This is a genomic window from Amycolatopsis sp. EV170708-02-1, assembly GCF_022479115.1.
Taxonomy (GTDB): Bacteria; Actinomycetota; Actinomycetes; order Mycobacteriales; family Pseudonocardiaceae; genus Amycolatopsis.
Genome location: NZ_CP092497.1, coordinates 7,757,017 through 7,778,627 on the forward strand (window position 1 = coordinate 7,757,017; position 21,611 = coordinate 7,778,627).

Here is a 21,611-nt window from a genome sequence, read left to right on the forward strand (position 1 = left end):
CGAAAGTAAAGGTCCCCTGCTTCCCCGGCGCGATGAGGCATGATGATCGACCATGGCCGAGCGCACACTCACCGGTCAGCTAGGCGGTCCTGTCCCGGCAGGCATCGAAGCGCTGGCCGACCACGAGAAACAGGACCTTTCCAACGCGCTTCGCGACGCGCGCCACCGCCAGGCCAAGGCGCTGGCCGAAGCGGGCGAAGAGGGCCTGAAGTACGTGCCCGCGCTGCTGCGCGGCGCCGTTCGCAAGGTGGTGGGCCTGTGACCACCGAGAACTTCGCGGCGCAGGCGGAGATCCTCAAACTCGCCCGCGTCCTCGGCACCACCCCGGAGCGGCTCTCGTACCTGGAGAGCGTGGACGCGGCCGAGCTCCAGGCGTTCCGCGAGCAGGTCACGGACACCCTGTTCGACGCCAACCTCGCCGCCCTGGAGCGGATGGCGATGGCGAGCAAGCTCGTCCCGAGCCCGATCCTCGCGAAGATCGCCGAGAAGGTCTTCGGCCCGCTCTTGTGCGCGCGGATCGCCGGGCTGGTGGACGTCTCCCGGGGCGTCGACGTCGCGAAGCGGCTGAAGCCGCCGTTCCTGGCCGACGTCGCGGCCGAACTGGACCCGCGCCGGGCGAGCGCGATCATCGCGCGGATCCCGCTCGAAACCGTCGTCGAGGTGGCGCGCGAGCTGGTGCGCCGAGAGGACTGGATCACCGTCGGCCGGTTCGTCGGTCACCTGCCCGATCCGACGGTGCGCCGGGCGCTGGCCGTCATCGGCGACGAGGCTCTGATCCGGATCGCGTTCGTCCTCGACGACAAGAGCCGGATCGATCACGTCCTCGGGCTGCTCTCCGAGACCCGGTTCCGCGGCCTCCTGGGGGTCGCGGCGGCCGACGAGGAGCTGTGGGCGCCGGTGCTCGATCTGCTCACCCACCTGAGCGAGAAACGGGTCGAGCAGTGGTCTCATCTGCTCGGCGAACTCCCACCCGCCCTGCGGATCCGGGTCGAAGACACCCTCCGCTAGCGCACCTGTCAGTACGCTCCACGCCGGGGTGATGCGACGTGAACAACGTTTCGGTGATCTCCGCGGTGGTCTCGGTGACCGGCGCGGTGCTGACGGCGGTGCTCGGCGGGGTGTTCGAGGCACGCAGGCGGCGGACCGACCGCGAGCAGCTCCGCCGGGACCTGGTCAGCCGGTACCGGGATCCGCTGCTGCAGTCGGCGGCGTCGCTGGCCGCGCGGCTGCGGAACGCGATTCGCCTGCTGTCCGGCGAAGAGGTCCATCAGGCGGCGCCGGGTACCGAGCGGCAAGACGAATACAACCGCTACGACAGCCTTTACCGGCTTTCCGCCTACCTCGGCTGGGTACAGATCCTCCAGCAGGAGGCCCACTTCCTGGACATGGGCAGCCGCGGCCGGAACCGGCGGCTGATGCGCCGTCTCGGCGAAGTCAAAGGGGCGCTGTCCGGGCACGACGAGCCGAGTGACGCCCGCGTGTTCCTGCTCCTCGGCGGCGAACAACAGGCCATCGGCGAATTGATGATCGATCCGGACAGCCCGGATCGTCCCCGGTGCCTCGGCTATGTCCAGTTCCGGCGCAAATACCGGGACGACGCCGAATTCGCCGAATGGTTCGCCCCGTTGCTCGAAGAGACCGCCAAGATCCTGAAGTCACCCGAGGAAGGCGCCGCGCGGCTCACCACCGTCTACAACGCCCTGATCGATCTGATCACCTACCTCGATCCCAAGAAGGTCTGGATCCTCGGGCCGAACCGCAAGTTCGAACACGCGCTCACAACCGGTTCCCCCGGCGCCACACCGACGAAGTGAGCGGCACCCCCGGCCGATACGCGAGGTGCGTCGTCGAAGGCGCTTCCAGCACGTGAAGATCGGCGCGTGCCCCCGGCCGCACGAAGCCCACGTCGTCACGCCGCAGAGCGCGCGCACCACCCGCCGTCGCCGCCCACACCGCCTCGTCGATCGTCATCCGCATCTGCAGCACCGCGGTCGTCACGCAGAACGCCATCGACGTCGTGTACGAGCTGCCCGGGTTCGCGTTGCTGGCCAGCGCGACGGTCGCCCCCGCGTCGAGAAGCCGCCGCGCCGGCGCCAACGGCTGCCGTGTCGACAGATCGCACGCCGGAAGTAGGGTCGCGACAGTGTCCGAAGCGGCGAGAGCCTCGACATCCGCATCGCTCAGGTACGTGCAGTGGTCGACGCTCGCCGCCCCCAGCTCGACGGCGAGCCGCACGCCCGGCCCCTCCCCAGTTGATTCCCGTGCACCCGCAGCCCGAGCCCGCGCTCCCGCGCCGCCTTCAGCACCCGCCCGGACTGCGCCTCGTCGAACGCGCCGGTCTCGCAGAACACGTCGGCCCACCGCACGAGCGGCGCCACGGCGTCGAGCATGTCGCCGCACACAAGGTCCACATAGGACTCCGCGTCCGCGCCCGGCGGCACCAGATGCGCGCCGAGGAACGTGACCTCGTCGGCCACCTCGGCGGCGATTCGCGCCGAACGTGCCTCGTCTTCGACGTTGAGCCCGTACCCGGTCTTCGTCTCCAGGCAGGTCGTGCCCTGCCTCGCCGCTTCGTCGACGTGACGCCGCAGGTTCGCCGCCAGCTGCTCGTCGGAAGCCGACCGAGTCGCGTCGACGGTGACTGCGATCCCTCCGGCGCTGTACGCCTTCCCGGCCATCCGCGCCTCGAACTCGGCGGTCCGGTCCCCGGCGAACACGAGGTGCGTGTGGCTGTCCACCCAGCCGGGCAGCACCGCACGCCCCTCGACGTCGACCCGCTCGTCCGCGTCGGGCGCGTCCGCGGCTGCGCCGACCCAGGCGATCGTCTCGCCATCGACGACGACGGCCGCGTCGCGGAGCTTGCCCAGTTCGGCGTCGTTCGTGGTGAGCTCGCCGATTCCCGTGATCAGGACTGCCACAATGCCTCGATCTCCTTGGCCAGGACCGTTTCCGGCCGGTCGATCAGCTGATGCACGCCGTCGCGGACGATCTCACGCCCGGCGACGACGACGTCCCGGACGTCCGCACCGGACGCGGCGAAGACCACCCCGGACGGTTCGATCCCCGCGGTCCGCACCGAACCGAGGCCGACCGTGACCAGGTCCGCGCCCGCGCCCGGGGCCAGCCGTCCAACCTCGTCCCAGCCGACCGCGCCGTGATCCGTCGCCGCGGCGAGGAGTTCCTCCGCGGTGAACCTGCCGCGCTTCTCACTGGCGAGCCGCTCGTTCAGTTCCAGCGCCCTGGTCTCCTCGAACGCGTCGACGACCGCGTTGCTGTCGCTGCCGAGCGACAGCCGCACCCCCTCGTCCAGCAGCGTCCGCGCGGGGCCGATGCCGTCGCCGAGATCGCGTTCGGTCGTCGGGCAGAAGCAGGCGCGGCTCCGCGCCGCACCCAGCCGCTGAATGTCCTCTGCGGTCAGATGCGTCGCATGCACCGCGGTGAGCCGTTCGCCGAGCACGCCGTGGTCGTGGAGCAACCCCGTCGGGGTCCGGCCATAAGCCGCCAGGCATTGCTCGTTCTCGGCCCGTTGCTCCGAAAGGTGGATGTGCAGCGGCCCGGACCCACCGGCCACTTCGGACAGTTGGTCTTCGGGAACTGCGCGCACCGAATGGATCGCCCCGCCCACCCGGAACGTCTCGTCCTCTCGCAATTCGCCGACTCGTCGCGCCCACTTCGTGGCCGACCCATCGGAGAACCGCCGCTGTACCTCGTCAGGCTCCACCCCGATCCCGCCCGCGAGATAGCACGTGTCGAGCAAGGTCAGCCGGATCCCGGCGTCCCTGGCCGCTTGCCGCAGCGCCTCGCCCATCGCGTTCGGCTCGGCGTAAGGCTTTCCGCCCGGGGCGTGGTGCAGGTAGTGGAACTCGCCGACACTCGTGTACCCGGCCAGCACCATCTCGGCGTAGACCCCGCGTGCCAGGCGGTAGTACGAATCCGGATCGAGCCGTGACGCGAGCGAGTACATCCGCTCGCGCCACGTCCAGAAGGTCCCGCGATCGTGGTGCGTCCGGCCGCGCAGCGCACGATGGAACGCGTGCGAGTGCCCGTTCGCGAAGCCCGGCAAGGTCAGTCCACTCAGGACAGTTCCTTCGCGAGGCGCGTTCGCCGTCACGGAAGCGATCTCGCCGCCGTCGACCTCGATCCGGACGGCATCGGCGATCCCGTCCGGCAGCCAGGCACGTTCACACCAATATGTCGTCATGTCGACAGTTTCTCCAGGACGTCCGCGAGCGCGCGCGCACCGTGGTCGACGTCCTCCGCTTCGGAGAACTCCTCCGGGGAATGACTGATCCCGGTGGGATTGCGCACGTAGAGCATGCCGGACGGGACGAACCCGGCGAGGATCGCCGCGTCGTGCCCGGCGCCGGTCGGCAGTTCCGGCGGCCCGCCCAGCCAGGTGCCCAGGTCGCGGCGCAGCGCGTCGTCGAAGACCACGTCGTCGGAGTACGACTCCCTGGTGACCTCGACGCGGCACCCTTCCTGTCCGGCCGCCTCTTCGGCCAGTTTCGCGATCTCCGCGACCAGTTCGGGCGTGTCCGTACCCGGCACCCGAGCGTCCAGCCAAAGGTCCACAGTGGACGCGATGACGTTCGTCCCGCCCGGTGTCGGCACGAGCCTGCCGACAGTGGCCCTCGCGTCGCTGGTCGCCTTCGCCAGTTTCCGCACGGCGAGAACGGTCTCCGCCGCCGGGATCATCGGGTCACGACGATCTCCGATCAGCGTCGCACCCGCGTGATTTCCCTGGCCCTGGAAGGAGAAACGCCACCGGCCGTGCGCGATCACCGTATTGCCGACGGCGACCGGCGAGCCGAGGTCGATCAGCCCGCGCCCCTGCTCGACGTGCAGCTCCAGGAACCGCCCGATCAGCCCCAGCCGCTCGGAATCGCGGCCGACCTGATCGGGATCGAGGCCGGATTTCGCCGCCGCTTCGGCGAACGTGACGCCGTCCGGGTCACGCAGGCCGCGTGCCTTGTCCGCGTCGATGGTCCCGGTCAGCAGCCGCGAGCCGAGGCACGGTACGCCGAACCGGCCGCCTTCCTCTTCCGCGAAGACCACGACGGCGAACGGCTTGGCCGGACGGAATCCCTTGGCCTGCAAGATCTCCACCGCGTCGAGCGCGCTGGCGACCCCCAGCGGGCCGTCGAACGCGCCACCGCCGGGCACCGAGTCGAGGTGGCTCCCGGTGACGACCGCGTCCGGGCCGGGTGTACCCCACCAGGCCCAGATGTTGCCGTTGCGGTCGGTCTCGACGCCCAGTCCCAGCCGTCCGGCGCGCTCGACGAACCACGCGCGGAGTTCGGTTTCGGCCGCGTCGAAGGCGTGGCGGGAGTAGCCGCCGCGCTTCGGGTCACGGCCGACGTCCGAGATCTCCGCCAGCAGCGAGGACGCGGTCACTCGGCGTCCCGCATCGGCACGCGCACGCCGCGCTCGTCGGCGACTTCGGCGGCGCGGTCGTAGCCCGCGTCGACATGCCGGATGACACCCATGCCCGGGTCGTTGGTGAGCACACGCTCGAGTTTCTGCGCCGCCAGCAGGGTTCCGTCGGCCACGCTGACCTGGCCCGCGTGGATGGAGCGGCCCATGCCGACGCCGCCGCCGTGGTGGATCGACACCCAGCTGGCGCCCGACGAGGTGTTGACCAGCGCGTTCAGCAGCGGCCAGTCGGCGATCGCGTCGGAGCCGTCGGCCATGCCCTCGGTCTCGCGGTACGGCGAGGCGACGCTGCCCGAGTCGAGGTGGTCGCGGCCGATGACGACCGGCGCCTTCAGCTCACCGCTGGCGACCATCTCGTTGAACCGCAGGCCCGCGAGATGACGCTCGCCGTAGCCGAGCCAGCAGATCCGCGAAGGAAGCCCCTGGAAGGCGACGCGTTCCCCGGCGAGCCGGATCCAGCGCGCGAGGGATTCGTTCTCCGGGAACAGTTCCAGCATCGCGCGGTCGGTCGCCGCGATGTCCTCGGGGTCGCCGGACAGCGCCGCCCAGCGGAACGGGCCGTTGCCCTCGCAGAACAGCGGGCGGATGTAGGCGGGCACGAATCCCGGGAAGTCGAACGCGCGCTCGCAGCCGCCGAGTTTCGCCTCGCCGCGCAGGGAGTTGCCGTAGTCGAAGACCTCGGCGCCCTTGTCGAGGAAGCCGAGCATCGCCTCGACGTGCTCCGCCATCGACTCGCGGGCGCGTTCGGTGAACTCGTCGGGCTTCTTGTCCGCGTAGTCCTGCCACTCGTCGACGCCGATTCCCTTGGGCAGGTAGGAAAGCGGGTCGTGCGCGGAGGTCTGGTCGGTGACGATGTCGACCTCGACACCGCGGCGCAGCAGTTCGGGCAGCACCTCGGCGGCGTTGCCGACCACCCCGACGGACAGCGCGCGCTTCTCCTTCTTCGCGGCCTCCACCCGGCGGATCGCGTCGTCGAGGTCGTCGGCGACCTCGTCGAGGTAGCGCGTCTCGACGCGGCGGTGGGCGCGCTGCGGGTCGCATTCGATGACGAGCGCGACACCGTCGTTCATCGTGACCGCGAGCGGCTGCGCGCCGCCCATGCCGCCGAGGCCGGCGGTGACGGTGAGCGTGCCCTTGAGGCTGCCGCCGAACCGCTTCTTCGCGACGGCGGCGAAGGTCTCGTACGTGCCCTGCAGGATCCCCTGCGTGCCGATGTAGATCCAGGACCCTGCGGTCATCTGGCCGTACATGGTCAGGCCCTGCGCCTCCAGGCGGCGGAATTCGGGCCACGTCGCCCAGTCGCCGACGAGGTTGGAGTTCGCGATGAGCACACGCGGCGCCCATTCGTGCGTGCGGAACACGCCGACCGGCTTGCCGGACTGGACGAGCAGCGTCTCGTCGGCGTCCAATGTGGTCAGTTCGCGGGTGATCGCGTCGAAGCTGGCCCAGTTGCGGGCGGCCTTGCCGGTTCCGCCGTAGACGACCAGGTCTTCGGGGCGCTCGGCGACCTCGGGGTCGAGGTTGTTGTGGAACATCCGCAGCGCGGCTTCGGTCTGCCAGTTCTTCGCGGTGAGCGTGGTGCCTCGGGCGGCACGGACCGTGCGGGTCATGGGCTCAGACCTCCAGTTGGGCCGCGGCGAGGACGGCACCCGACGCGACGAGTTCTTCGGCGGCGGCGATCTCCGGCGCCAGATGACGGTCGGGGCCGGGGCCCTCGACCTTGGTGCGGACGAGATCCCGGACCCGGCCGGTGACCGGCGACGGGACCAGGGGCGCGCGCATGTCGAGGGCACGCGCGGCGGTGAGCAGTTCGATGGCGAGGACGGTGTTGAGGCCCTCGACGGCCTTGCGCAGCTTGCGCGCTGCGGACCAGCCCATGGAGACGTGGTCCTCCTGCATGGCGCTGCTCGGGATCGAGTCGACCGACGCCGGCACCGCGAGGCGCTTGAGCTCGCTGACCACGGCCGCCTGCGTGTACTGGGCGATCATGTGGCCGGAATCGACGCCGGGGTCGAAAGCGAGGAACGGCGGGAGGCCGTGCGAACGAGCCTTGTCGAGCATGCGGTCCGTGCGGCGCTCGGCGATGCTCGCGACGTCGGCGAGCGGGATGGCGAGGAAGTCGAGCACGTACGCGACCGGGGCACCGTGGAAGTTGCCGTTGGACTCGACGCGGCCGTCGGACAACACGACCGGGTTGTCGACCGCGGACTGGAGCTCACGCCCGGCGACGAGTTCGGCGTGCGTGAGGCTGTCCCGGGCGCCGCCGTGCACCTGGGGCGCGCAGCGGAGGGAGTACGCGTCCTGGACGCGGTTGCAGTCGGGGCCGCGGTGGCTCTCGACGATCTTCGAGTCCTGGAGCGCCGTCCACATGCGGAGCGCACTCGTCGCTTGCCCGGGGTGCGGACGCAGCGCCTGAAGATCGGCGGCGAAGGCGCGATCGGTGCCGAGGAGCGCTTCGACGCTCATCGCCGCGGTGATGTCGGCGGTGTCGAGCAGCTTGCGCAGGTCGGCGGCGGCCAGCAGGAGCATGCCGAGCATGCCGTCGGTCCCGTTCGTGAGGGCGAGGCCCTCCTTCTCCGCGAGAACGACCGGCTCGATCCCCGCGTGCTTCAGCGCTACGCCCGCCTGGACGACTTCGCCGTTGTACTCGACTTCGCCCTCTCCCATCAGCGCGAGCGCGACAGCGGCGAGGGGCGCGAGGTCACCGGAGCAGCCGAGGGAGCCGTACTCGTGGACGAGCGGCGTGATCCCGGCGTTGAGCAGGGCCGCAAGCGCTTGCGCGGTCTGCGGCCGGATGCCGGTGTACCCGCTGGCGAGGGTGCGGAGGCGCAGCAGCATCAGCGCGCGGACGACCTCGGTCTCCACGACCGGGCCCGCGCCGGCCGCGTGCGACCGGATGAGCGACCGCTGGAGCGCGGTGCGGCTTTCGAGCGGGATATGCCTGGTGGCGAGCGCCCCGAAGCCCGTCGAAACGCCGTACGTCGGCGTCTCGGCGTGCGCGAGGTCGTCGATGTGCTGACGCGTCGCGGCGAGGTTCTTCTCGGCCGCTTCGCTGACCGCGACGGGCGAGTGGTCACGGGCGACCGCGACGACCTGTTCGGGCCGAAGCGGTTCGGACCCCAGAAGTACGGTTTCCGGCATAGCCCCATTGGACAACGCCATGCCCGCTGGTGGGCGGCGCCAACCGGTGGTTGTGTCTGGTATCCAAGACATGCCCGGGTGGGAGCAAGGGACCTTTGCTACCACGTGGGGTGTGTGGATATAGGGACGTTGAGTGTCCCTATATCCACACACCCCTTACCCCGCGTAGCGACCGTGTGGATTTTGGTGCGTTGAGTGACCCGAAATCCACACAGTCACCGCTCCCACCTGCGAAAAGAGAGCAAGGGACCTTTGCTACCACTCTCTTGATGTCGAGAGAAGTGGTAGCAAAGGTCCCTTGCTCCCCCGCCGAGCCAAACAGGAGACCGCACATGGGCGAGAGCAGCGAAGTCCCGGCTCTGCGACGCGGCCTCGGCATCCTCCGCGCCCTCGCCGCGAGGCCCGGCCCGGTGTCCGCGGCCGCGATCGCGCGCGAACTCGGCCTCCCGCGTTCGACGACGTATCACCTGCTCGCCGAGCTGGAGGCCGCCGGTTTCGTGACACACCTACCGGCCGAGCGCCGCTACGGCCTCGGCATCGCCGCGTTCGAGCTCGGCTCGGCCTACCTGCGGCACGACCCGCTGGAACGCCTCGCGCTCCCGCTGCTGCGCAAACTCGCCGACCGCGTCGGCCACACCGCGCATCTGGGCGTACTGCACGGCAACGAGTCGCTCTACCTGGTCAAAGAGCGCCCCACGCGCCCGGAGACCCTGGTGACCGAGGTCGGCGTCCGGCTACCGGGCCAGCTCACGGCATCGGGCAGGGCGATCCTGCGGCATCTGCCCTCGCCACACGTGCGCGCGCTCTTCCCGGCTGCCTCGGCGTTCGTCCTGCGCACCGGTCGCGGCCCGCGCACCCTCGCCGAACTCCGCCGCACGCTGAACGCGGAGGGCAGGCTCGGCTGGGCGGTCGAAGACGGTCACGTCACCGAAGGATTCGCCTCGGTGGCCTGCCCGGTCTTCGACCACGGCGGCCGTCCGATGGCCGCGATCAGCGTGACTCTCCGCCACCTCTGCCCGGGGCGGAAGGGTGCGAGGAAACGTGGCCCGATCTCGCCGAGGAGGTCCGTCTGACCGCGGCCGAATTGACCACCCGGATCGGGGGTCAGGTGCGCTGAGCGTGCTTCTTCTGGACTCCCTCGAGTCCGAGCATGGCCAGTAGTTCCGCACAGTCGAGGGCGTCCGAAGCGTGCCCGGCGACGGTTCGTGCTGCTCTGCCGTTCTGCAGGGTGAGGCGGACTTCTTCCTCCGCTCGCACACCGGCCATCCGGCTCTGGTCTTCAGCGGGGTCGGGACGACTGGAATGCCTGGCCCAGGTCATCTGCCACCTTCTTCCGGCCCTCCGGCGACACGGGGTCGTTTCGAAAGAGGGCCATGGTCGGACACACAGCATGACACTTCACCGGAACAAGATCGCCATTGCGGGTGAATCGAGATGAAATCGACCCTGCCGCAGCTACTCTCCGTGCTTCAGAAATCCTTCCAAAAGCTCGTTGAACGCCGCCCCGGTATCCGGCACCAAATGCCCCATCCCCCGCACGATTTCGCGGCGCGCACCGGTCCCGTCCGCGATCGCGTCGGCGATGATCTCGTACTCCGGCCGATGACCGCCGGTGACGACGAGCATCGGGAAGCCCGCTCCGGCCAGCGCGTCGAGCGGTAGGTCCGCGTCACCCGGCGGCCGCATCCCGACGAGCGCGCGAGCCCCGCGCCGCAGCGTCTCCGGCACCGGATCCGGGATGGGCAGCGGCACACCCGCGAGCGGGAAGAACACCTTGAACACCTCGCGAGGATCTTCGAGCGGCCCGTCGAGGAATCGCCGCAGCTCGGCGTCCCACGCGTCGACGACCTCGTCGCCGCGGACGATCCCGGCCGCGGGCGGTTCGACCACGGTGAGCGTCCGGACCATCTCCGGCCGCCGCACGGCGGCCAGCATCGCGACGATCGCACCGTAGGACAGCCCGACCAGATGCGCGGGCTCGTCGAGCAGCTGCTCCGCGATCAATCCGGCGTCGGCCTCGAAATCCTGCACGCCGTCCGGCGACTTCCCGTGCCCGGGACGATCCGGCGCGAGCAACGTCCACCGCTCGGTCAACGGGCGCTGGGCCCGCCACGCCTCGCGGCCGCCGAGCAGCACGCCGTGCACGAGAACGACCCGCGGTCCGGAACCCCACTGATGCACATGAAGGCGCATGGCTTCGAGGCTACGAGATTCTCACGAATCGTGCCTGCCCGATCGGGCGCAAACCCGCAAAGGCTCACACAGCAAGGATCGCGCGCATCACTTCGCCCGGTCGTTCGATCAGGGGGATGTGCCACCCACCTGATCGATCGTCCATCTTGACTCGAATCAGTGCGGGAAATGCCCTATTCCACTCTGCTATCGACTCTTCGACTCGAACCAGCGGATCTTCCTCCGGGTTGTTGGAGTGGATGTAGGTCATCCGGTCCACAACTCCAACAAGCTCCAGTGGACGCAGAGCGGGAAACGAGTCTATGAAGTTCGCCTGGGTTGCCAAAGCCGGAATTCCCGCCCATGCAGAACGGCGTCGACCTTCTTCGATGAGACTCTTATCAGCATCAGGTTCAGCGACGACACCGAGGTCGTTGAAGCGGCTCAGAAATGCCCAAATCGCCCCCGATATCGGCCCACCTCGATACCAGGAGGCGAACCAAAAAAGAACGGGCGACCTTTTGATGTTGCGAACATTACCTGGTGCAGTATCGAGAATCAGGGAGACTTTTCCAAAGCGCATACCTGATTGCTCGTATCGTTTAAGGAACTCCCTGGCACACATTCCCCCCAGGGACGCACCGTACAGCCGGATTCTTTCAGGCTTGAGTTTTTCCAGTTCGACCATAATCTGCGCATAGAAGTCATCCATGTCCAATCCGCGATCCGCGTATTGGGCCACCAGCATCGTGGTATCCAGACCAAGGTGGCGAGAAAACGCCGCAGAAAGAACATCGCCCGGCATAATGTAGCCCGGGAACACCACAAGCGCTTGCCTTGCAGGCCGCACAGCAGCTTGCGTAGTGCTTATTTTCTGCTTATTTCCCACATCCACCAGCGTACCAGCCAGTGAATCCAAGCCACTGACCATCAGTAAGCACACTAAGACTACGGCAATCACCTTGACGACGCGCCTGATCACCCGCCCGATAGAGCGCCATGCCCTTACTCTCAACGGAGCCTCGGACACAGTTCATCCCTGACATCCTGCGCATCCCTTAGTTTCCACAGCCCAACAATCCATGAGGCCGCTGCGACGGCAAAAGACAAAGAGTAGAGCGACAAGACCACAATACGCCAGCCATTGCCACCGTGCGGCCACCACCTGACGACATCATACGCCGTATAACCAACGACCAGGAAGCCGACTCCGGCGTAGCAAAATACCGTCGCCGCCTTATGCGCCCAGTGCGACTTCATGATATCCATCACTTGATCGCCGGCTTCGGATCCGATTCTCCGTCGTACCGCCCCCGACGAGGAAGTCGAGCTCTTCGAAAGAGCCTGTCTTCCAGGATAAGAACAGAGAGACCATGATTCATAGCATTTAGCGTAATCAGGGAATGAAATACCACGATGACCCATAGTGGCGCTGGTAACAGGACGACCACAGGCCACGGAATCGAATCCGACCCATACTTCTCAGCCAGCGATATCGCTCCGACAACATAGGCCGCGGCAATACCCATCATCGCCATGGAAACATTAAATATAGCGGATGCGTCCGCCTTTTCACTCTGATAGAGAGCATTCAGGGCACCCGGCGCGTCGTCGCTATCTTTGTTCTCCAAAGCCAGCGAATAAGACTGTCGCGGACTTCGCGTAGCGGCATAAGTAACGAGCATCGCCCCAATTCCAGCAGCGGCCCACCACGCAGCGGAACGTCTTGCGAATCCACCTCGAAACAAGGTTGGTCCGTCCATGCCATTCCCCTCCGTCGCAGTCGACAAGCCCATTTCCAATGCGCACTCACTGGTCGCGACAAGAACCTCGACTGTTACACGACACAGCCGCCGGAATTTTGATCACTCAAGGGCTCTCGACATGGCCATCGTTTCACGAGCTACCTCCGCGATCACGAAGAAAGTCCAGGCTCGATGCTGCGGGAACGATCCTGGCCTATTGGCCTTGCTAAGCCCTACAGCAGCGACCTATGCCAAAGACGCCTCCCTGATGCCCTCGGCGAGCGCACCGACGAGGACCGGCCCACGCGTGAGGCGAAGGTCGCTGCCCAACCGGCCCAGCACGTCGTCGTCGCCGACGATGCCGAGCAGTACCGCGACACCGTCGGAATCCAACAGTTCCGGCATGTGTGATCCCAGCAGCCAGGCCCCGCGAGCGCAGGGTCGAAGCCGTGCCGTTCGAGCACCTCGAGTTCCTTGTCGTAGAGCCGATCCCAATAGGGTCCCGATGAGTACCAGCCGATCATCGTCCCGGGGTCGATGGCGTCGTGCGTGGTCGTGGCGCGCCGATCCCACCAGGTCAAGAGCTTGAGCAGAGCCAACGCCGGTACTGCGGGAACCTTGATGACGAGCCCGCCGGGCAGGATCACCGACTGGTCCGGTCGTCATCCTCGATACCGCCGTAAGCAGCACGTCGACCTCGATGCCCTCCACGAGAAACGAGTACGCGCTCCGGCCATGTCTTTCCAGCCGGCTCACGAATTCTTCGAAATCGTCCGGCCGCCGACCAACCCGATCGACAATCGTGCGCGCGGTCGCCCCGACCACGAGGTACTCGACTCCCACGGCACTGGCGACGGCATCGACCCGGGTCAGCACTCTCGCGGCGAGCCGGAGATCAGGTTCGGTCGATGCGCTTAAGTCGATCATCGTCGCTCCGGATCCGGTCGCCGTGCTCACGCTGGCGCGGATCGCCCGAGGCCAGCAGGTCAGCGTAGATCAGCGGCGAAGGCACGATCCACGACTCCGGTCCGGGCGCCTGCCAGAACCGGTTCCGGATGTGCACGTTGCCGCCGTTTTCCGCTCGTGCCAACCGATACCGGCCGATCAGCCGCACCGGCAGCCCGGTGGCATAGAGGGTGAGCGAGGCCGGCCGGAGATGCGGATCGATGAGGCTTGCGCCCGCTTCCCCGCCCACCTGGACCCCCGAGGAAAGCAGGTCGGTCTCCGCGTCACGCCACCACGAAAGATCGGCCGCCGCGAACTCGCCGAGAGCCAACGAGGTGTCGAGGGTGATCGAGTAGGCCTCCGACCACCGGTCGAGCAACTCGGCTCCGCGGGCCAGCCGTCGCTCGCTCCCTCGGTCGTACAGATAGCCGGCACGGGTGAGCTCGTCGATGACCGTCTTGACCGTCCCGAGCGACACACCGCTCATCTCGGCCAGCCGACGGTACGGGAAGGCGGCCGCCTCCGGCCAGCTGAGCAGGACGAACAGGACCTGGAGGCCTGCGCGGCCGAAAGCTCCCGCACCTCGCGACGAGGCTCGGCCAGCCGGAACGGTGGGCTTGCGACGGCCGCGGACGTCGATCAAGACGTCGTCCCACGCGAGGTGGACGTTGCCCGCGGCGTCCACGTAGTCGATGCCCCGGGCGCGGAGCCGCTCGGCGACCGGTTCGCTGAGGTACGTGGTGAACAGCAGCGATGGAGGGGACGGCGGGAAATGGATCGCCGTGGCCAGTTCCGCGGTGATCCGCCGCCTGACCTCGACACCGTATGTCCGGGCGGCGCCGGATCGCGTTGTGAGCTTCACCAGTGCGTCGGCGAGCACTTCGACACGGAGGCCCAGCTCCTGGAGCCGGGAGCGCGCCTCGGCCGACCACTCCGCGTTCAGCGAGCCATCATGTTCATTCAAATTGAACATACGCATATTCTGAACACGCCCAGGGCTTCGGCGCAACCCGCACCGCCGCCGGAAACGACGAATGGCGAGCGCTCGTCATGAGCACTCGCCATTCGGGCGGTGGAGGTGCCGGGAATTGAACCCGGGTCCTCTGGCGCATCATCAGGGCTTCTCCGTGCGCAGTCCGCTATGTCTCTACTTGGCCCCTTCAGTCACGCGAACAAGCTGAAGTGACGAGCCCAGCCACTGTTTGTTTCCCAATCACACCCCGTAGCCGAGTGTGACGGTAAGCCTCCTAGCTGATGCCGGTGACCGGGTCGGAGGCGACCCCGGACCGACAGAGTTGCTCTACTGCTTAGGCAGCAAGAGCGAACTCGCGCTGGCTCTTAGGCTCGGCGCTTATTGGTTTGCGATGACGCTTACGGTGGTCTCTCGCCTGCACCGGCACGCTTCTCCTGATTCAACGACCAAAGTCGAAACCGTTCACCCCCTTGGTGGGACACAACCTGTACATCATAACGCGGTCGGCAACCGGGTTAATCCCGCAGGTGGGGCTAGCCCTACCTGGGAGATGCCCGCGAGCACCATGTCAGCGGACGCCCCCGGACGCGATGCTTGACTCCTCGAACAGGAGAGGAGCACGACCATGAGTTCGCTGGCGGCCGAGCGGGAGCTGAGCAGGTCCGATCCGTCGTTCGGCGGCTCGCTCGTCTACCTGCTGATGAACCTGCCGATGGGTGTCCTGGCGTTCGCGCTTCTGGTGTCCTTCATCTCGGCGGGCATGGGCACGGCGGTCGTCTGGATCGGGTTGCCGCTCCTCGCGCTGGTGATCCTGACGGTCCGCGGCGCGGCCCGGATGGAACGCGCCAGGGTGTACGCGCTGCTCGATCGCTACATCGACCTGCCGTATCTCCCGCTTCCCGTCGCCGGCCAGTCCGTGCGCTGGAAGGCGCGCCTGAAGGACGGCTCGACCTGGCGCGACCTCGGCTACTTCTTCCTGCTCTTCCCGCTCGGGATCATCGAGTTCGTCCTGGTCACGGCCTTCTGGTCGACCAGCCTCGGTCTCGCGGGCCTGCCGATCTACTACCGCTTCCTGCCCGGCGGCGAGTACCGCTTCCCGACCTGGGAGCACGCGTGGTTCACCGTCGATTCGACGGTCTCGGCGCTGCCTTGGGCGGCGCTCGGGGTGCTCTGCATCGCTCTCTCGGTAGCGTTGACGAAGGCGCTGGCCGGGATGCATGCCCGGCTGGCGGCGGCGTTGCTCGGGCCGACTCACGCCCAGCGCCGCCGTCTGGAAAATTCTTGGGGCGAGGTTCACGGATGACGATCGACCAGCAGGTACAGCAGGTGGGGATCCCGCGGCCTCGGCCGATGCGGTCGATCGCCTACATGTTCGTCAGCTTCTTCTTCCGGCTGCTCCAGTTCATCCTCATCGTCGTCGGGCTGGCGGTCGGCATCGCGACCGCGGTGGTGTGGATCGGCTTCCCGATCCTGATGGCCACGACCAGCTTCATCCGCTGGTCCGCCGACCGGGAGCGGGGCTGGGCGCGGACGATGCTCGAAACCCCGCTGGAGCCGGTCGAGCGCCTTCCCCTCGAAGGGCTTTCGCTGGTCAAGCGCTGGCTGACCCGCCTGACCGACGCGACGACGTGGCGTGACCTCGCCTACCTGATGGCAGCGTTCCCGCTGGCCTGCCTGGAGCTGCCGATCGCGATCGCGTCGGTCGTGTTGCTGCCGATGGCGATCTGGGTGACCCCGTGGGTCGGGTGGCTGCACGGCAACCTGGCGTACTCGCTGCTCGGCCCGAACCGCGCCGCGAAGCTGGAGCAGAAGGCCGAGCGCCTGCAGGCGTCGCGGGCTCGCGGTGTCGACGCCGCCGAGGCCGAACGCCGCCGCATCGAGCGCGACCTGCACGACGGCGCCCAGCAGCGGCTGGTCGCCGTCGCGATGAGCCTCGGCCGCGCGAAGTCGAAGTTCGACCAGGATCCGAACGCCGTGCGCGAACTGATCGACGAAGCACACCTCGACGCCAAGCTCGCGGTGTCGGAGCTGCGCGATCTCGCCCGCGGGATCTATCCGGCCGTGCTCGGCGACCGCGGTCTCGACGCGGCCTTGTCCGCGCAGGCCGCGAAATCGCCGATCCACGTCGACGTCGAGGTGGACGTCGAGCCGCGGCCGCCCGCCGCGGTCGAGACGACGGCGTACTTCATCGTCGGCGAGACGCTGACGAACATCGCGAAGCACTCGGGCGCGACCGAAGCGGGCGTGAAGGTGTGGCGCACCGAGTCGATGGTCATCGTCGAGATCACCGACAACGGGCACGGTGGCGCCGAAGTCCGGCCAGGTGGCGGCCTCGCCGGGCTCGCCGACCGCGCGGCCACGATCGACGGCGTGATCACCGTCGTCAGCCCGCCCGGCGGCCCGACGGTGATTCGCGCGGACCTGCCGTGCCAATGGTGACCCGCTCGTGAGTGAATAGGCTCTGCCATTCACTCACGACGCTGGGGGCAGCATGCGGGTTGTCATCGCCGAAGACGCGGTTCTGTTGCGCGCGGGGGTGATCCGACTGCTCGCCGACGAGAACATCGAGACGGTCGCCGCCGTGGACAACGGCGACGACCTGCTGGGCGCGGTCAAGGAGCACCGGCCGGACCTCGCGATCGTCGACGTGCGCATGCCGCCCACCTTCACCGACGAGGGCCTGCGCGCGGCGCTGGGCGCCCGTGAGGCCGTCCCGGGCCTCCCGGTTCTCGTGCTTTCCCAGTACGTCGAAGAGAGCTACGCCGTCGAGCTGCTGTCCGGCGGCGCGGGCGGAGTCGGTTACCTGCTCAAGGAACGCGTCGCCGACGTCGGGGATTTCCTCGACGCGGTCAAGCGGGTCGCCGGCGGCGGCACGGCCATCGATCCGGACGTCATCGCACAGCTGATGGCCCGCGGCCGCAAGAACCCGCTCGACGCGCTCACCGCCCGCGAGTCCGAGGTGCTGGGCCTGATGGCGCAGGGCCTGTCGAACACCGCGATCGCGAACTCGCTCGTCGTCTCGCACGGCGCGGTCGAGAAGCACATCGGCAACATCTTCGCGAAGCTCGGCCTCGAAGCCAGTTCGGTGGAACACCGCCGGGTCCGCGCGGTCCTCACTTACTTAGGACGCTGAAGTAGCTCTTGGTGGCGAAGCCGTCACTCACCTAACATGGGCAGACTGTTGGTGGGGAACGAGCCGAGCCGAGGAGGACCCATGACCGACCGGACCTCCCGCAGCGTCCGCTTCTTCGGCGGGCCCCTCGACGGCCGCGTCCAGGACCTCGGTGACACGGAGCCGATCGTCGGCACCGTCCTCAAACACGTCCATCTGCACGACGGCCCCAAGATCGAAACCCGGTACGAGCTCGGCCGCGCCGAGGACGACCGCTGGGAATTCCGGCTGTGCCCCGCCCCGCTCCCGGAACCCGAGACCGACGGCGTGGGGTAGGGAAAACTCCACCTTCGGAGGGCGAAAACAGGAAGATCGATACGGCGGCCCGCACCGCTGTTTTCGCGGCCCCGAAGCACCAGGCTCTTTTCCATGCACACAAGCGGGAAACAGGGCCGGGACAGGTTCCTGGACATCGTCCGAGCGGTCGCGATCCTCGCGGTCGTCGTCCAGCACTGGGGAATGCCGGTGCTCTCGTACGCCGACGGCCATCTCTCGACCGGGAACGCCCTCGCGACGCCCGGCTGGTGGGTCATCACCTGGCTCAGCCAGGTCATGCCTCTCGTCTTCTTCGCGGGCGGCGCGGCGAACCTGATTTCGCTGAGCCGCGCGGAAAGCTCACGTTCCTGGCTCGCGGCCCGCCTCAAGCGGCTGATGATCCCGGTGCTGCCGCTGGTGGCCGTGTGGCTGTTCGTCCCGGACATCCTGCGCGGGATGGGCATTCCGGAGCAGCCGCTGCAGGTCGGTGGCGCGATCGCCGCCCAGTTGCTGTGGTTCCTGGCCGTGTACGTGCTCACCGTGCTGCTCACCCCGATGCTGGCCGCGGCACACCGCCGCTGGGGCCTGAAGGTCCCGCTCGTGATGCTCGCCGCCGCCGTGCTCGTCGACGTCGCCCGCTTCAACGACCTCGGCCTGATCGGTTTCGCGAACGCCGTCTTCGTCTGGATGGCCGTGCACCAGCTCGGTTTCCACTACGCACAAGGACGTCTCGGTTCGCTGAGCCGCAACGCCGCGCTGGGCATGGCGGGCGCCGGTTTCGGCATCACCGCGCTGATGGTCGCCTTCGGCCCGTACCCGGCCAGCATGATCGGCATGCCGGGCGCCCCGGTGTCGAACATGAGCCCGCCGACCGTGCTGCTGGCCTTCCTCGCGATCGGCCAGATCGGCCTCCTGCTGGCCTTCAAACCGCAACTGAACGCCTTGGCCACACGCCCGAGCTTCGACGCCGCCCTGAAGTGGATCGGCCCGCGGTTCATGAGCGTCTACCTGTGGCACATGCCGGCGCTGATCGTCGTCTCCGGTGTCGCCGTCTACGGCCTCGGTTACGAAACCCCCGAGCCGGGTTCCGTGCTGTGGCTGACGATGCTCCCCGCGTGGCTCGGCGCCTGCGGGCTCGTGCTCCTCGGTCTGCTGCGGATGTTCGCCCGCTTCGAAGCGCAGGGTTCCGGCCCCGCGTCGACCGCCCACACGCCTCAGCTCGTGGTGGCCGGGCTGGCGATCGCGGGCGGCTTGCTCGGCCTCGCCGCGCATGGTTTCGCCCCGCTGAGCGACGGTCTCGCGCAGGGCCCGGCGCCGTGGGTGGCACTGGCGACGGGCGGTTTCCTGCTGGCGGGCAAGCAGATCCAGGTCTCGGAGCTGGGGACGCGGCTGCTCGGCCGCGCCGTCTCGGTCACCGAGGTGGCACAGCTCAAACGCTGAGCAGTTTCGCGGGGGTGTCGTGCAGCACCGCCCGCAGGAACGGCTCACCCAGGCGATCGTCGGCTGCCCAGCCGGCGATCGCCTGCAGCTGTGTGGCGTACGAGTACGGGATGTTGGGGAAGTCGGTGCCGAGCACGACGCGGTCGGGGAACTCGGCGAGCAGGTCCTGCCAGTCCGGCGGGAGCGGGTTGCCGTGCGAGGTGAACTCCACCCCGACCATCGTGGTGTCGAGGTACACGCGCGGATACTTCCCGGCCAGCTCGAAGGCGAAGTCGATCTCCGGCATCCCGGCGTGCGCGAGCACCAGCGTCAGACGCGGATGGCGCACCAGGATCTCTTCGAACAGCCGTAGCCCGGTGTAGGCACCCTTCAACGGTCCGTGTCCACAGTGGACGACCACCGGGACACCCGCGTCCGCCAGCGCACCCCAGACGCCGTCGAGCAGCTCGTCACGCGGGTCGTAGGCGCCGACCTGGACGTGCGCCTTGAAACAGCGGGCGCCCGCACGCAGCGCACCGTCCACAACGGACAGCGCGCCGGGCTCCGGGTAGAAGGTGCCGGTCGGCACCGCCTCCGGGACACGCTCCGCGAACTCCAGCGCCCACGAGGTCAGCCATTCGGCCATGCCCGGCTTGTGCGGATAGACCAGCGGCGCGAACCTGCGCACGCCGAGCGAGCGCAGGGTTTCGACGCGCTCTTCTTCCGGCGTGCGGTAATGCACCGGCCAGGCCATGCCGTAGTGCTCCTCGGCCTGGTCGAAATAGGCCCACACCTTGTCCATGACCCGCTTCGGCAGGAAGTGCAGGTGAAGGTCCACGAGCCCGTCGATGCCGAGCGCCGAGATCCAGCCGGGGATGTCGGCGTCCGAAGCCGGTCCGTGGATCAATCGTTGTACCGGCCCTTGAGCGCCCGGCCCATGGCCCGGCTGATGGTGCGCTGCGCGTCCCGCTTGGCGATGTCCTGCCGCTTGTCGTAGGACTTCTTGCCCTTCGCCAGCGCGATCTCGACCTTGACCTTGCCGTCCTTGAAGTACATCGACAGCGGGACCAGCGAAAGACCGCTCTCCTTGGTCTTGCCGATGAGCTTCTCGATCTCCTGGCGGTGCAGCAGCAGCTTCCGGGTGCGCCGCGGCGTGTGGTTCGTCCAGGTGCCCTGCACGTACTCCGGGATGTGCACGTTGCGGAGCCAGACCTCGCCGTCGTCCACCGTGGCGAACGCGTCGGCCAGCGATGCCCGTCCTTCACGCAGGCTCTTCACCTCGGTACCGACGAGCACCAGACCGGCTTCGTAGGTATCGAGGATGGAGTAATCGTGGCGAGCCTTGCGGTTCGACACGATCACCTTTTGTCCACGTTCCTTGGGCATGACGCGACTCTACGTGAGTTTCCGTGTTCGGGCAGGTGGTTATCGGGGCGGCTAGTGGCGCACGTACAGACGCAGCGTCACGTAGCCGGTGATCGCCGAAATGACGATCGAAACGGCGAGCAGGATCGGCGCCACCGGGAACAGCAATTCGAGCATGCCGACCGCGGGGAACACGTCACCCGTGAGCACCAAGTCGAGCAACAACACCTTGGTGAGGATGAGGAAGACGATCCCGATGATCGCACCGACCAGGCCGGCGACCACCGCCTCCAGGAGGAACGGCAGCTGCGTGTACCACCGCGTCGCGCCGACCAGCCGCATGATGCCGACCTCGGTGCGCCGGGTGAACGCCGACACCTGGATCGTGTTGGCGATCAGCAGCAGCGCGGCGATGGCCATGATCAGCGCGGCCCCGAAGGCCAGGTTCCGCACACCGTTGAGCGCGTTGAACACGCGGTCCAGCGCCTTCTGCTGGTCGTCGACCTTGGAGACGCCGGGCTTGCCGGTGTACTCCTGGATGATCGCCTGGCTGCGCTCGGGGTTCTTCAGCTTGACGTGCAGCGACGCGGGCAGCGCCTCCGGCCCGGTCAGCGCGAGCAGCTCCGGCTGGCTCTCGAACATCTTCTTGAACCGCTCGTAGGACTGCTCACGGTTCTCGAAGACGACCGACTCGACACCCTCGTTGCCCTGCAGCTGCTGGCGCAGCGTCTGGCAGGCGGACTGCGAGCAGTTCGGGTCACCCGCGCTGATGTCGTTGACCAGATAGACCGAAACCTCGACGTCGGCGAGGAAGTTGGCCTTCATCTTGTCGATCGTGCCGACGGCCAGCAGGCCGAAGCCGAGCATGGCGAGGGAGACCGCGGTGGTGAGGATCATCGCGATGGTCATCGTGACGTTCCGGCGCAAGCCGGTGACTACCTCGCTGAAGACGAAACTGGCGCGCATCGGGGTTGATGTCCCTTGGAAGTCG

The 21,611-nt window shown here is 67.9% G+C and carries 21 protein-coding genes, 1 other RNA gene and 2 pseudogenes; 9 read left to right on the forward strand and 15 right to left on the reverse strand.

Features of this window, described 5'->3' with window-relative positions; genetic code table 11:
- The first annotated feature begins 52 nt into the window (after positions 1 to 52).
- The 3 genes from MJQ72_RS35045 to MJQ72_RS35055 are packed head-to-tail and all read left to right on the forward strand — an operon-like array spanning position 53 to position 1,814.
- Entirely contained in the window at positions 53 to 262 is a 210-nt protein-coding gene (locus MJQ72_RS35045; protein ID WP_240595362.1) for a hypothetical protein, read from the forward strand.
- Positions 259 to 1,008, forward strand: coding sequence for a hypothetical protein (locus MJQ72_RS35050; protein ID WP_240595363.1), 750 nt, complete (start codon positions 259 to 261; stop codon positions 1,006 to 1,008). The genes MJQ72_RS35045 and MJQ72_RS35050 overlap by 4 nt, the downstream gene beginning before the upstream one ends.
- A gap of 38 nt (positions 1,009 to 1,046) precedes the next feature.
- Entirely contained in the window at positions 1,047 to 1,814 is a 768-nt protein-coding gene (locus tag MJQ72_RS35055) for a hypothetical protein (protein ID WP_240595364.1), read from the forward strand.
- Here MJQ72_RS35055 and hutI read toward each other — a convergent pair.
- The 5 genes and pseudogenes from hutI to hutH all read right to left on the reverse strand — a co-directional run bounded on the left by hutI (position 1,777) and on the right by hutH (position 8,574).
- Positions 1,777 to 2,918 (reverse strand): annotated as a pseudogene (hutI, locus tag MJQ72_RS35060) (imidazolonepropionase). The gene MJQ72_RS35055 and the pseudogene hutI sit on opposite strands and share 38 nt — an antisense overlap.
- Complete coding sequence (locus MJQ72_RS35065) at positions 2,906 to 4,201, reverse strand: formimidoylglutamate deiminase (protein ID WP_240595365.1); 1,296 nt, start codon at positions 4,199 to 4,201, stop codon at positions 2,906 to 2,908. The pseudogene hutI and the gene MJQ72_RS35065 overlap by 13 nt, the downstream one beginning before the upstream one ends.
- Positions 4,198 to 5,394: an allantoate amidohydrolase gene (locus MJQ72_RS35070; RefSeq protein WP_240595366.1), complete on the reverse strand. Its 1,197-nt coding sequence runs from the start codon at positions 5,392 to 5,394 to the stop codon at positions 4,198 to 4,200. The genes MJQ72_RS35065 and MJQ72_RS35070 overlap by 4 nt, the downstream gene beginning before the upstream one ends.
- On the reverse strand, positions 5,391 to 7,043 hold the full coding sequence (gene hutU / locus MJQ72_RS35075) for a urocanate hydratase (protein WP_240595367.1): 1,653 nt from the start codon (positions 7,041 to 7,043) through the stop codon (positions 5,391 to 5,393). The genes MJQ72_RS35070 and hutU overlap by 4 nt, the downstream gene beginning before the upstream one ends.
- Before the next feature lie 4 nt (positions 7,044 to 7,047).
- Positions 7,048 to 8,574: a histidine ammonia-lyase gene (gene hutH / locus MJQ72_RS35080; protein WP_240595368.1), complete on the reverse strand. Its 1,527-nt coding sequence runs from the start codon at positions 8,572 to 8,574 to the stop codon at positions 7,048 to 7,050.
- Positions 8,575 to 8,906: 332 nt separating this feature from the next.
- On the opposite strand from hutH, the pseudogene MJQ72_RS35085 reads away from it, so the two are divergent.
- Positions 8,907 to 9,691 (forward strand): annotated as a pseudogene (locus tag MJQ72_RS35085) (IclR family transcriptional regulator).
- Here the strand turns inward: MJQ72_RS35085 and MJQ72_RS35090 are convergent.
- The 7 genes from MJQ72_RS35090 to ssrA form a co-directional block, all read right to left on the reverse strand.
- Positions 9,679 to 9,894 (reverse strand): hypothetical protein, encoded by a 216-nt coding sequence (locus tag MJQ72_RS35090; protein WP_143253029.1) that lies wholly within the window; start codon positions 9,892 to 9,894, stop codon positions 9,679 to 9,681. The pseudogene MJQ72_RS35085 and the gene MJQ72_RS35090 sit on opposite strands and share 13 nt — an antisense overlap.
- 135 nt (positions 9,895 to 10,029) lie before the next feature.
- Positions 10,030 to 10,767 carry an alpha/beta fold hydrolase gene (locus MJQ72_RS35095; RefSeq protein WP_240595369.1) on the reverse strand — a complete coding sequence of 246 codons (738 nt, stop codon included), beginning with the start codon at positions 10,765 to 10,767 and terminating at the stop codon, positions 10,030 to 10,032.
- Between the two features lie 64 nt (positions 10,768 to 10,831).
- A complete protein-coding gene (locus tag MJQ72_RS35100) occupies positions 10,832 to 11,677 on the reverse strand; it encodes an alpha/beta fold hydrolase (protein WP_240595370.1) in 846 nt (281 codons plus the stop codon).
- Between the two features lie 337 nt (positions 11,678 to 12,014).
- On the reverse strand, positions 12,015 to 12,509 hold the full coding sequence (locus MJQ72_RS35105; RefSeq protein ID WP_240595371.1) for a hypothetical protein: 495 nt from the start codon (positions 12,507 to 12,509) through the stop codon (positions 12,015 to 12,017).
- 228 nt (positions 12,510 to 12,737) lie between these two features.
- On the reverse strand, positions 12,738 to 12,896 hold the full coding sequence (locus MJQ72_RS35110; RefSeq protein WP_240595372.1) for a hypothetical protein: 159 nt from the start codon (positions 12,894 to 12,896) through the stop codon (positions 12,738 to 12,740).
- 490 nt (positions 12,897 to 13,386) lie between these two features.
- The gene (locus MJQ72_RS35115) at positions 13,387 to 14,409 is read right to left on the reverse strand and encodes a type IV toxin-antitoxin system AbiEi family antitoxin (RefSeq protein WP_240595373.1); all 1,023 of its coding nucleotides are present in this window, start codon (positions 14,407 to 14,409) and stop codon (positions 13,387 to 13,389) included.
- Between the two features lie 97 nt (positions 14,410 to 14,506).
- Positions 14,507 to 14,879: a transfer-messenger RNA gene (ssrA, locus tag MJQ72_RS35120) on the reverse strand.
- Between the two features lie 155 nt (positions 14,880 to 15,034).
- Here ssrA and MJQ72_RS35125 point away from each other — a divergent pair.
- From MJQ72_RS35125 to MJQ72_RS35145, 5 genes are all read left to right on the forward strand, one after another.
- Positions 15,035 to 15,712 carry a sensor domain-containing protein gene (locus MJQ72_RS35125; RefSeq protein ID WP_240595374.1) on the forward strand — a complete coding sequence of 226 codons (678 nt, stop codon included), beginning with the start codon at positions 15,035 to 15,037 and terminating at the stop codon, positions 15,710 to 15,712.
- Positions 15,709 to 16,848 (forward strand): sensor histidine kinase, encoded by a 1,140-nt coding sequence (locus tag MJQ72_RS35130; RefSeq protein WP_240595375.1) that lies wholly within the window; start codon positions 15,709 to 15,711, stop codon positions 16,846 to 16,848. Before MJQ72_RS35125 ends, MJQ72_RS35130 begins: the two co-directional genes overlap by 4 nt.
- Before the next feature lie 52 nt (positions 16,849 to 16,900).
- Entirely contained in the window at positions 16,901 to 17,542 is a 642-nt protein-coding gene (locus MJQ72_RS35135) for a response regulator transcription factor (protein WP_240595376.1), read from the forward strand.
- Between the two features lie 81 nt (positions 17,543 to 17,623).
- Positions 17,624 to 17,857: a hypothetical protein gene (locus MJQ72_RS35140; protein ID WP_240595377.1), complete on the forward strand. Its 234-nt coding sequence runs from the start codon at positions 17,624 to 17,626 to the stop codon at positions 17,855 to 17,857.
- Between the two features lie 93 nt (positions 17,858 to 17,950).
- Entirely contained in the window at positions 17,951 to 19,276 is a 1,326-nt protein-coding gene (locus tag MJQ72_RS35145; RefSeq protein WP_240595378.1) for an acyltransferase, read from the forward strand.
- On the opposite strand, the gene MJQ72_RS35150 is transcribed toward MJQ72_RS35145, so the two are convergent.
- From MJQ72_RS35150 to ftsX, 3 genes are read right to left on the reverse strand one after another with little or no spacing between them, the layout of a single operon-like run.
- Positions 19,266 to 20,162 (reverse strand): amidohydrolase family protein, encoded by an 897-nt coding sequence (locus tag MJQ72_RS35150; RefSeq protein ID WP_240595379.1) that lies wholly within the window; start codon positions 20,160 to 20,162, stop codon positions 19,266 to 19,268. The genes MJQ72_RS35145 and MJQ72_RS35150 overlap by 11 nt on opposite strands.
- Complete coding sequence (smpB, locus tag MJQ72_RS35155) at positions 20,159 to 20,641, reverse strand: SsrA-binding protein SmpB (protein WP_043847924.1); 483 nt, start codon at positions 20,639 to 20,641, stop codon at positions 20,159 to 20,161. Before smpB ends, MJQ72_RS35150 begins: the two co-directional genes overlap by 4 nt.
- Positions 20,642 to 20,692: 51 nt before the next feature.
- Positions 20,693 to 21,586: a permease-like cell division protein FtsX gene (gene ftsX / locus MJQ72_RS35160; protein ID WP_240595380.1), complete on the reverse strand. Its 894-nt coding sequence runs from the start codon at positions 21,584 to 21,586 to the stop codon at positions 20,693 to 20,695.
- Positions 21,587 to 21,611: the final 25 nt, after the last annotated feature.

Coding starts and splice junctions, on each gene's coding strand:
- hutH (WP_240595368.1), bottom strand. CDS start 8,574: ATGCCGGAAACCGTACTTCTGGGGTCCGAACCGCTTCGGCCCGAACAG.
- smpB (WP_043847924.1), bottom strand. CDS start 20,641: ATGCCCAAGGAACGTGGACAAAAGGTGATCGTGTCGAACCGCAAGGCT.
- MJQ72_RS35105 (WP_240595371.1), bottom strand. CDS start 12,509: ATGGACGGACCAACCTTGTTTCGAGGTGGATTCGCAAGACGTTCCGCT.
- MJQ72_RS35045 (WP_240595362.1), top strand. CDS start 53: ATGGCCGAGCGCACACTCACCGGTCAGCTAGGCGGTCCTGTCCCGGCA.
- MJQ72_RS35110 (WP_240595372.1), bottom strand. CDS start 12,896: ATGCCGGAACTGTTGGATTCCGACGGTGTCGCGGTACTGCTCGGCATC.
- MJQ72_RS35090 (WP_143253029.1), bottom strand. CDS start 9,894: ATGACCTGGGCCAGGCATTCCAGTCGTCCCGACCCCGCTGAAGACCAG.
- ftsX (WP_240595380.1), bottom strand. CDS start 21,586: ATGCGCGCCAGTTTCGTCTTCAGCGAGGTAGTCACCGGCTTGCGCCGG.
- MJQ72_RS35130 (WP_240595375.1), top strand. CDS start 15,709: ATGACGATCGACCAGCAGGTACAGCAGGTGGGGATCCCGCGGCCTCGG.
- MJQ72_RS35065 (WP_240595365.1), bottom strand. CDS start 4,201: ATGACGACATATTGGTGTGAACGTGCCTGGCTGCCGGACGGGATCGCC.
- MJQ72_RS35100 (WP_240595370.1), bottom strand. CDS start 11,677: ATGGTCAGTGGCTTGGATTCACTGGCTGGTACGCTGGTGGATGTGGGA.
- MJQ72_RS35135 (WP_240595376.1), top strand. CDS start 16,901: ATGCGGGTTGTCATCGCCGAAGACGCGGTTCTGTTGCGCGCGGGGGTG.
- MJQ72_RS35125 (WP_240595374.1), top strand. CDS start 15,035: ATGAGTTCGCTGGCGGCCGAGCGGGAGCTGAGCAGGTCCGATCCGTCG.
- MJQ72_RS35095 (WP_240595369.1), bottom strand. CDS start 10,767: ATGCGCCTTCATGTGCATCAGTGGGGTTCCGGACCGCGGGTCGTTCTC.
- MJQ72_RS35140 (WP_240595377.1), top strand. CDS start 17,624: ATGACCGACCGGACCTCCCGCAGCGTCCGCTTCTTCGGCGGGCCCCTC.
- MJQ72_RS35115 (WP_240595373.1), bottom strand. CDS start 14,409: ATGTTCAATTTGAATGAACATGATGGCTCGCTGAACGCGGAGTGGTCG.
- MJQ72_RS35145 (WP_240595378.1), top strand. CDS start 17,951: ATGCACACAAGCGGGAAACAGGGCCGGGACAGGTTCCTGGACATCGTC.
- hutU (WP_240595367.1), bottom strand. CDS start 7,043: ATGACCCGCACGGTCCGTGCCGCCCGAGGCACCACGCTCACCGCGAAG.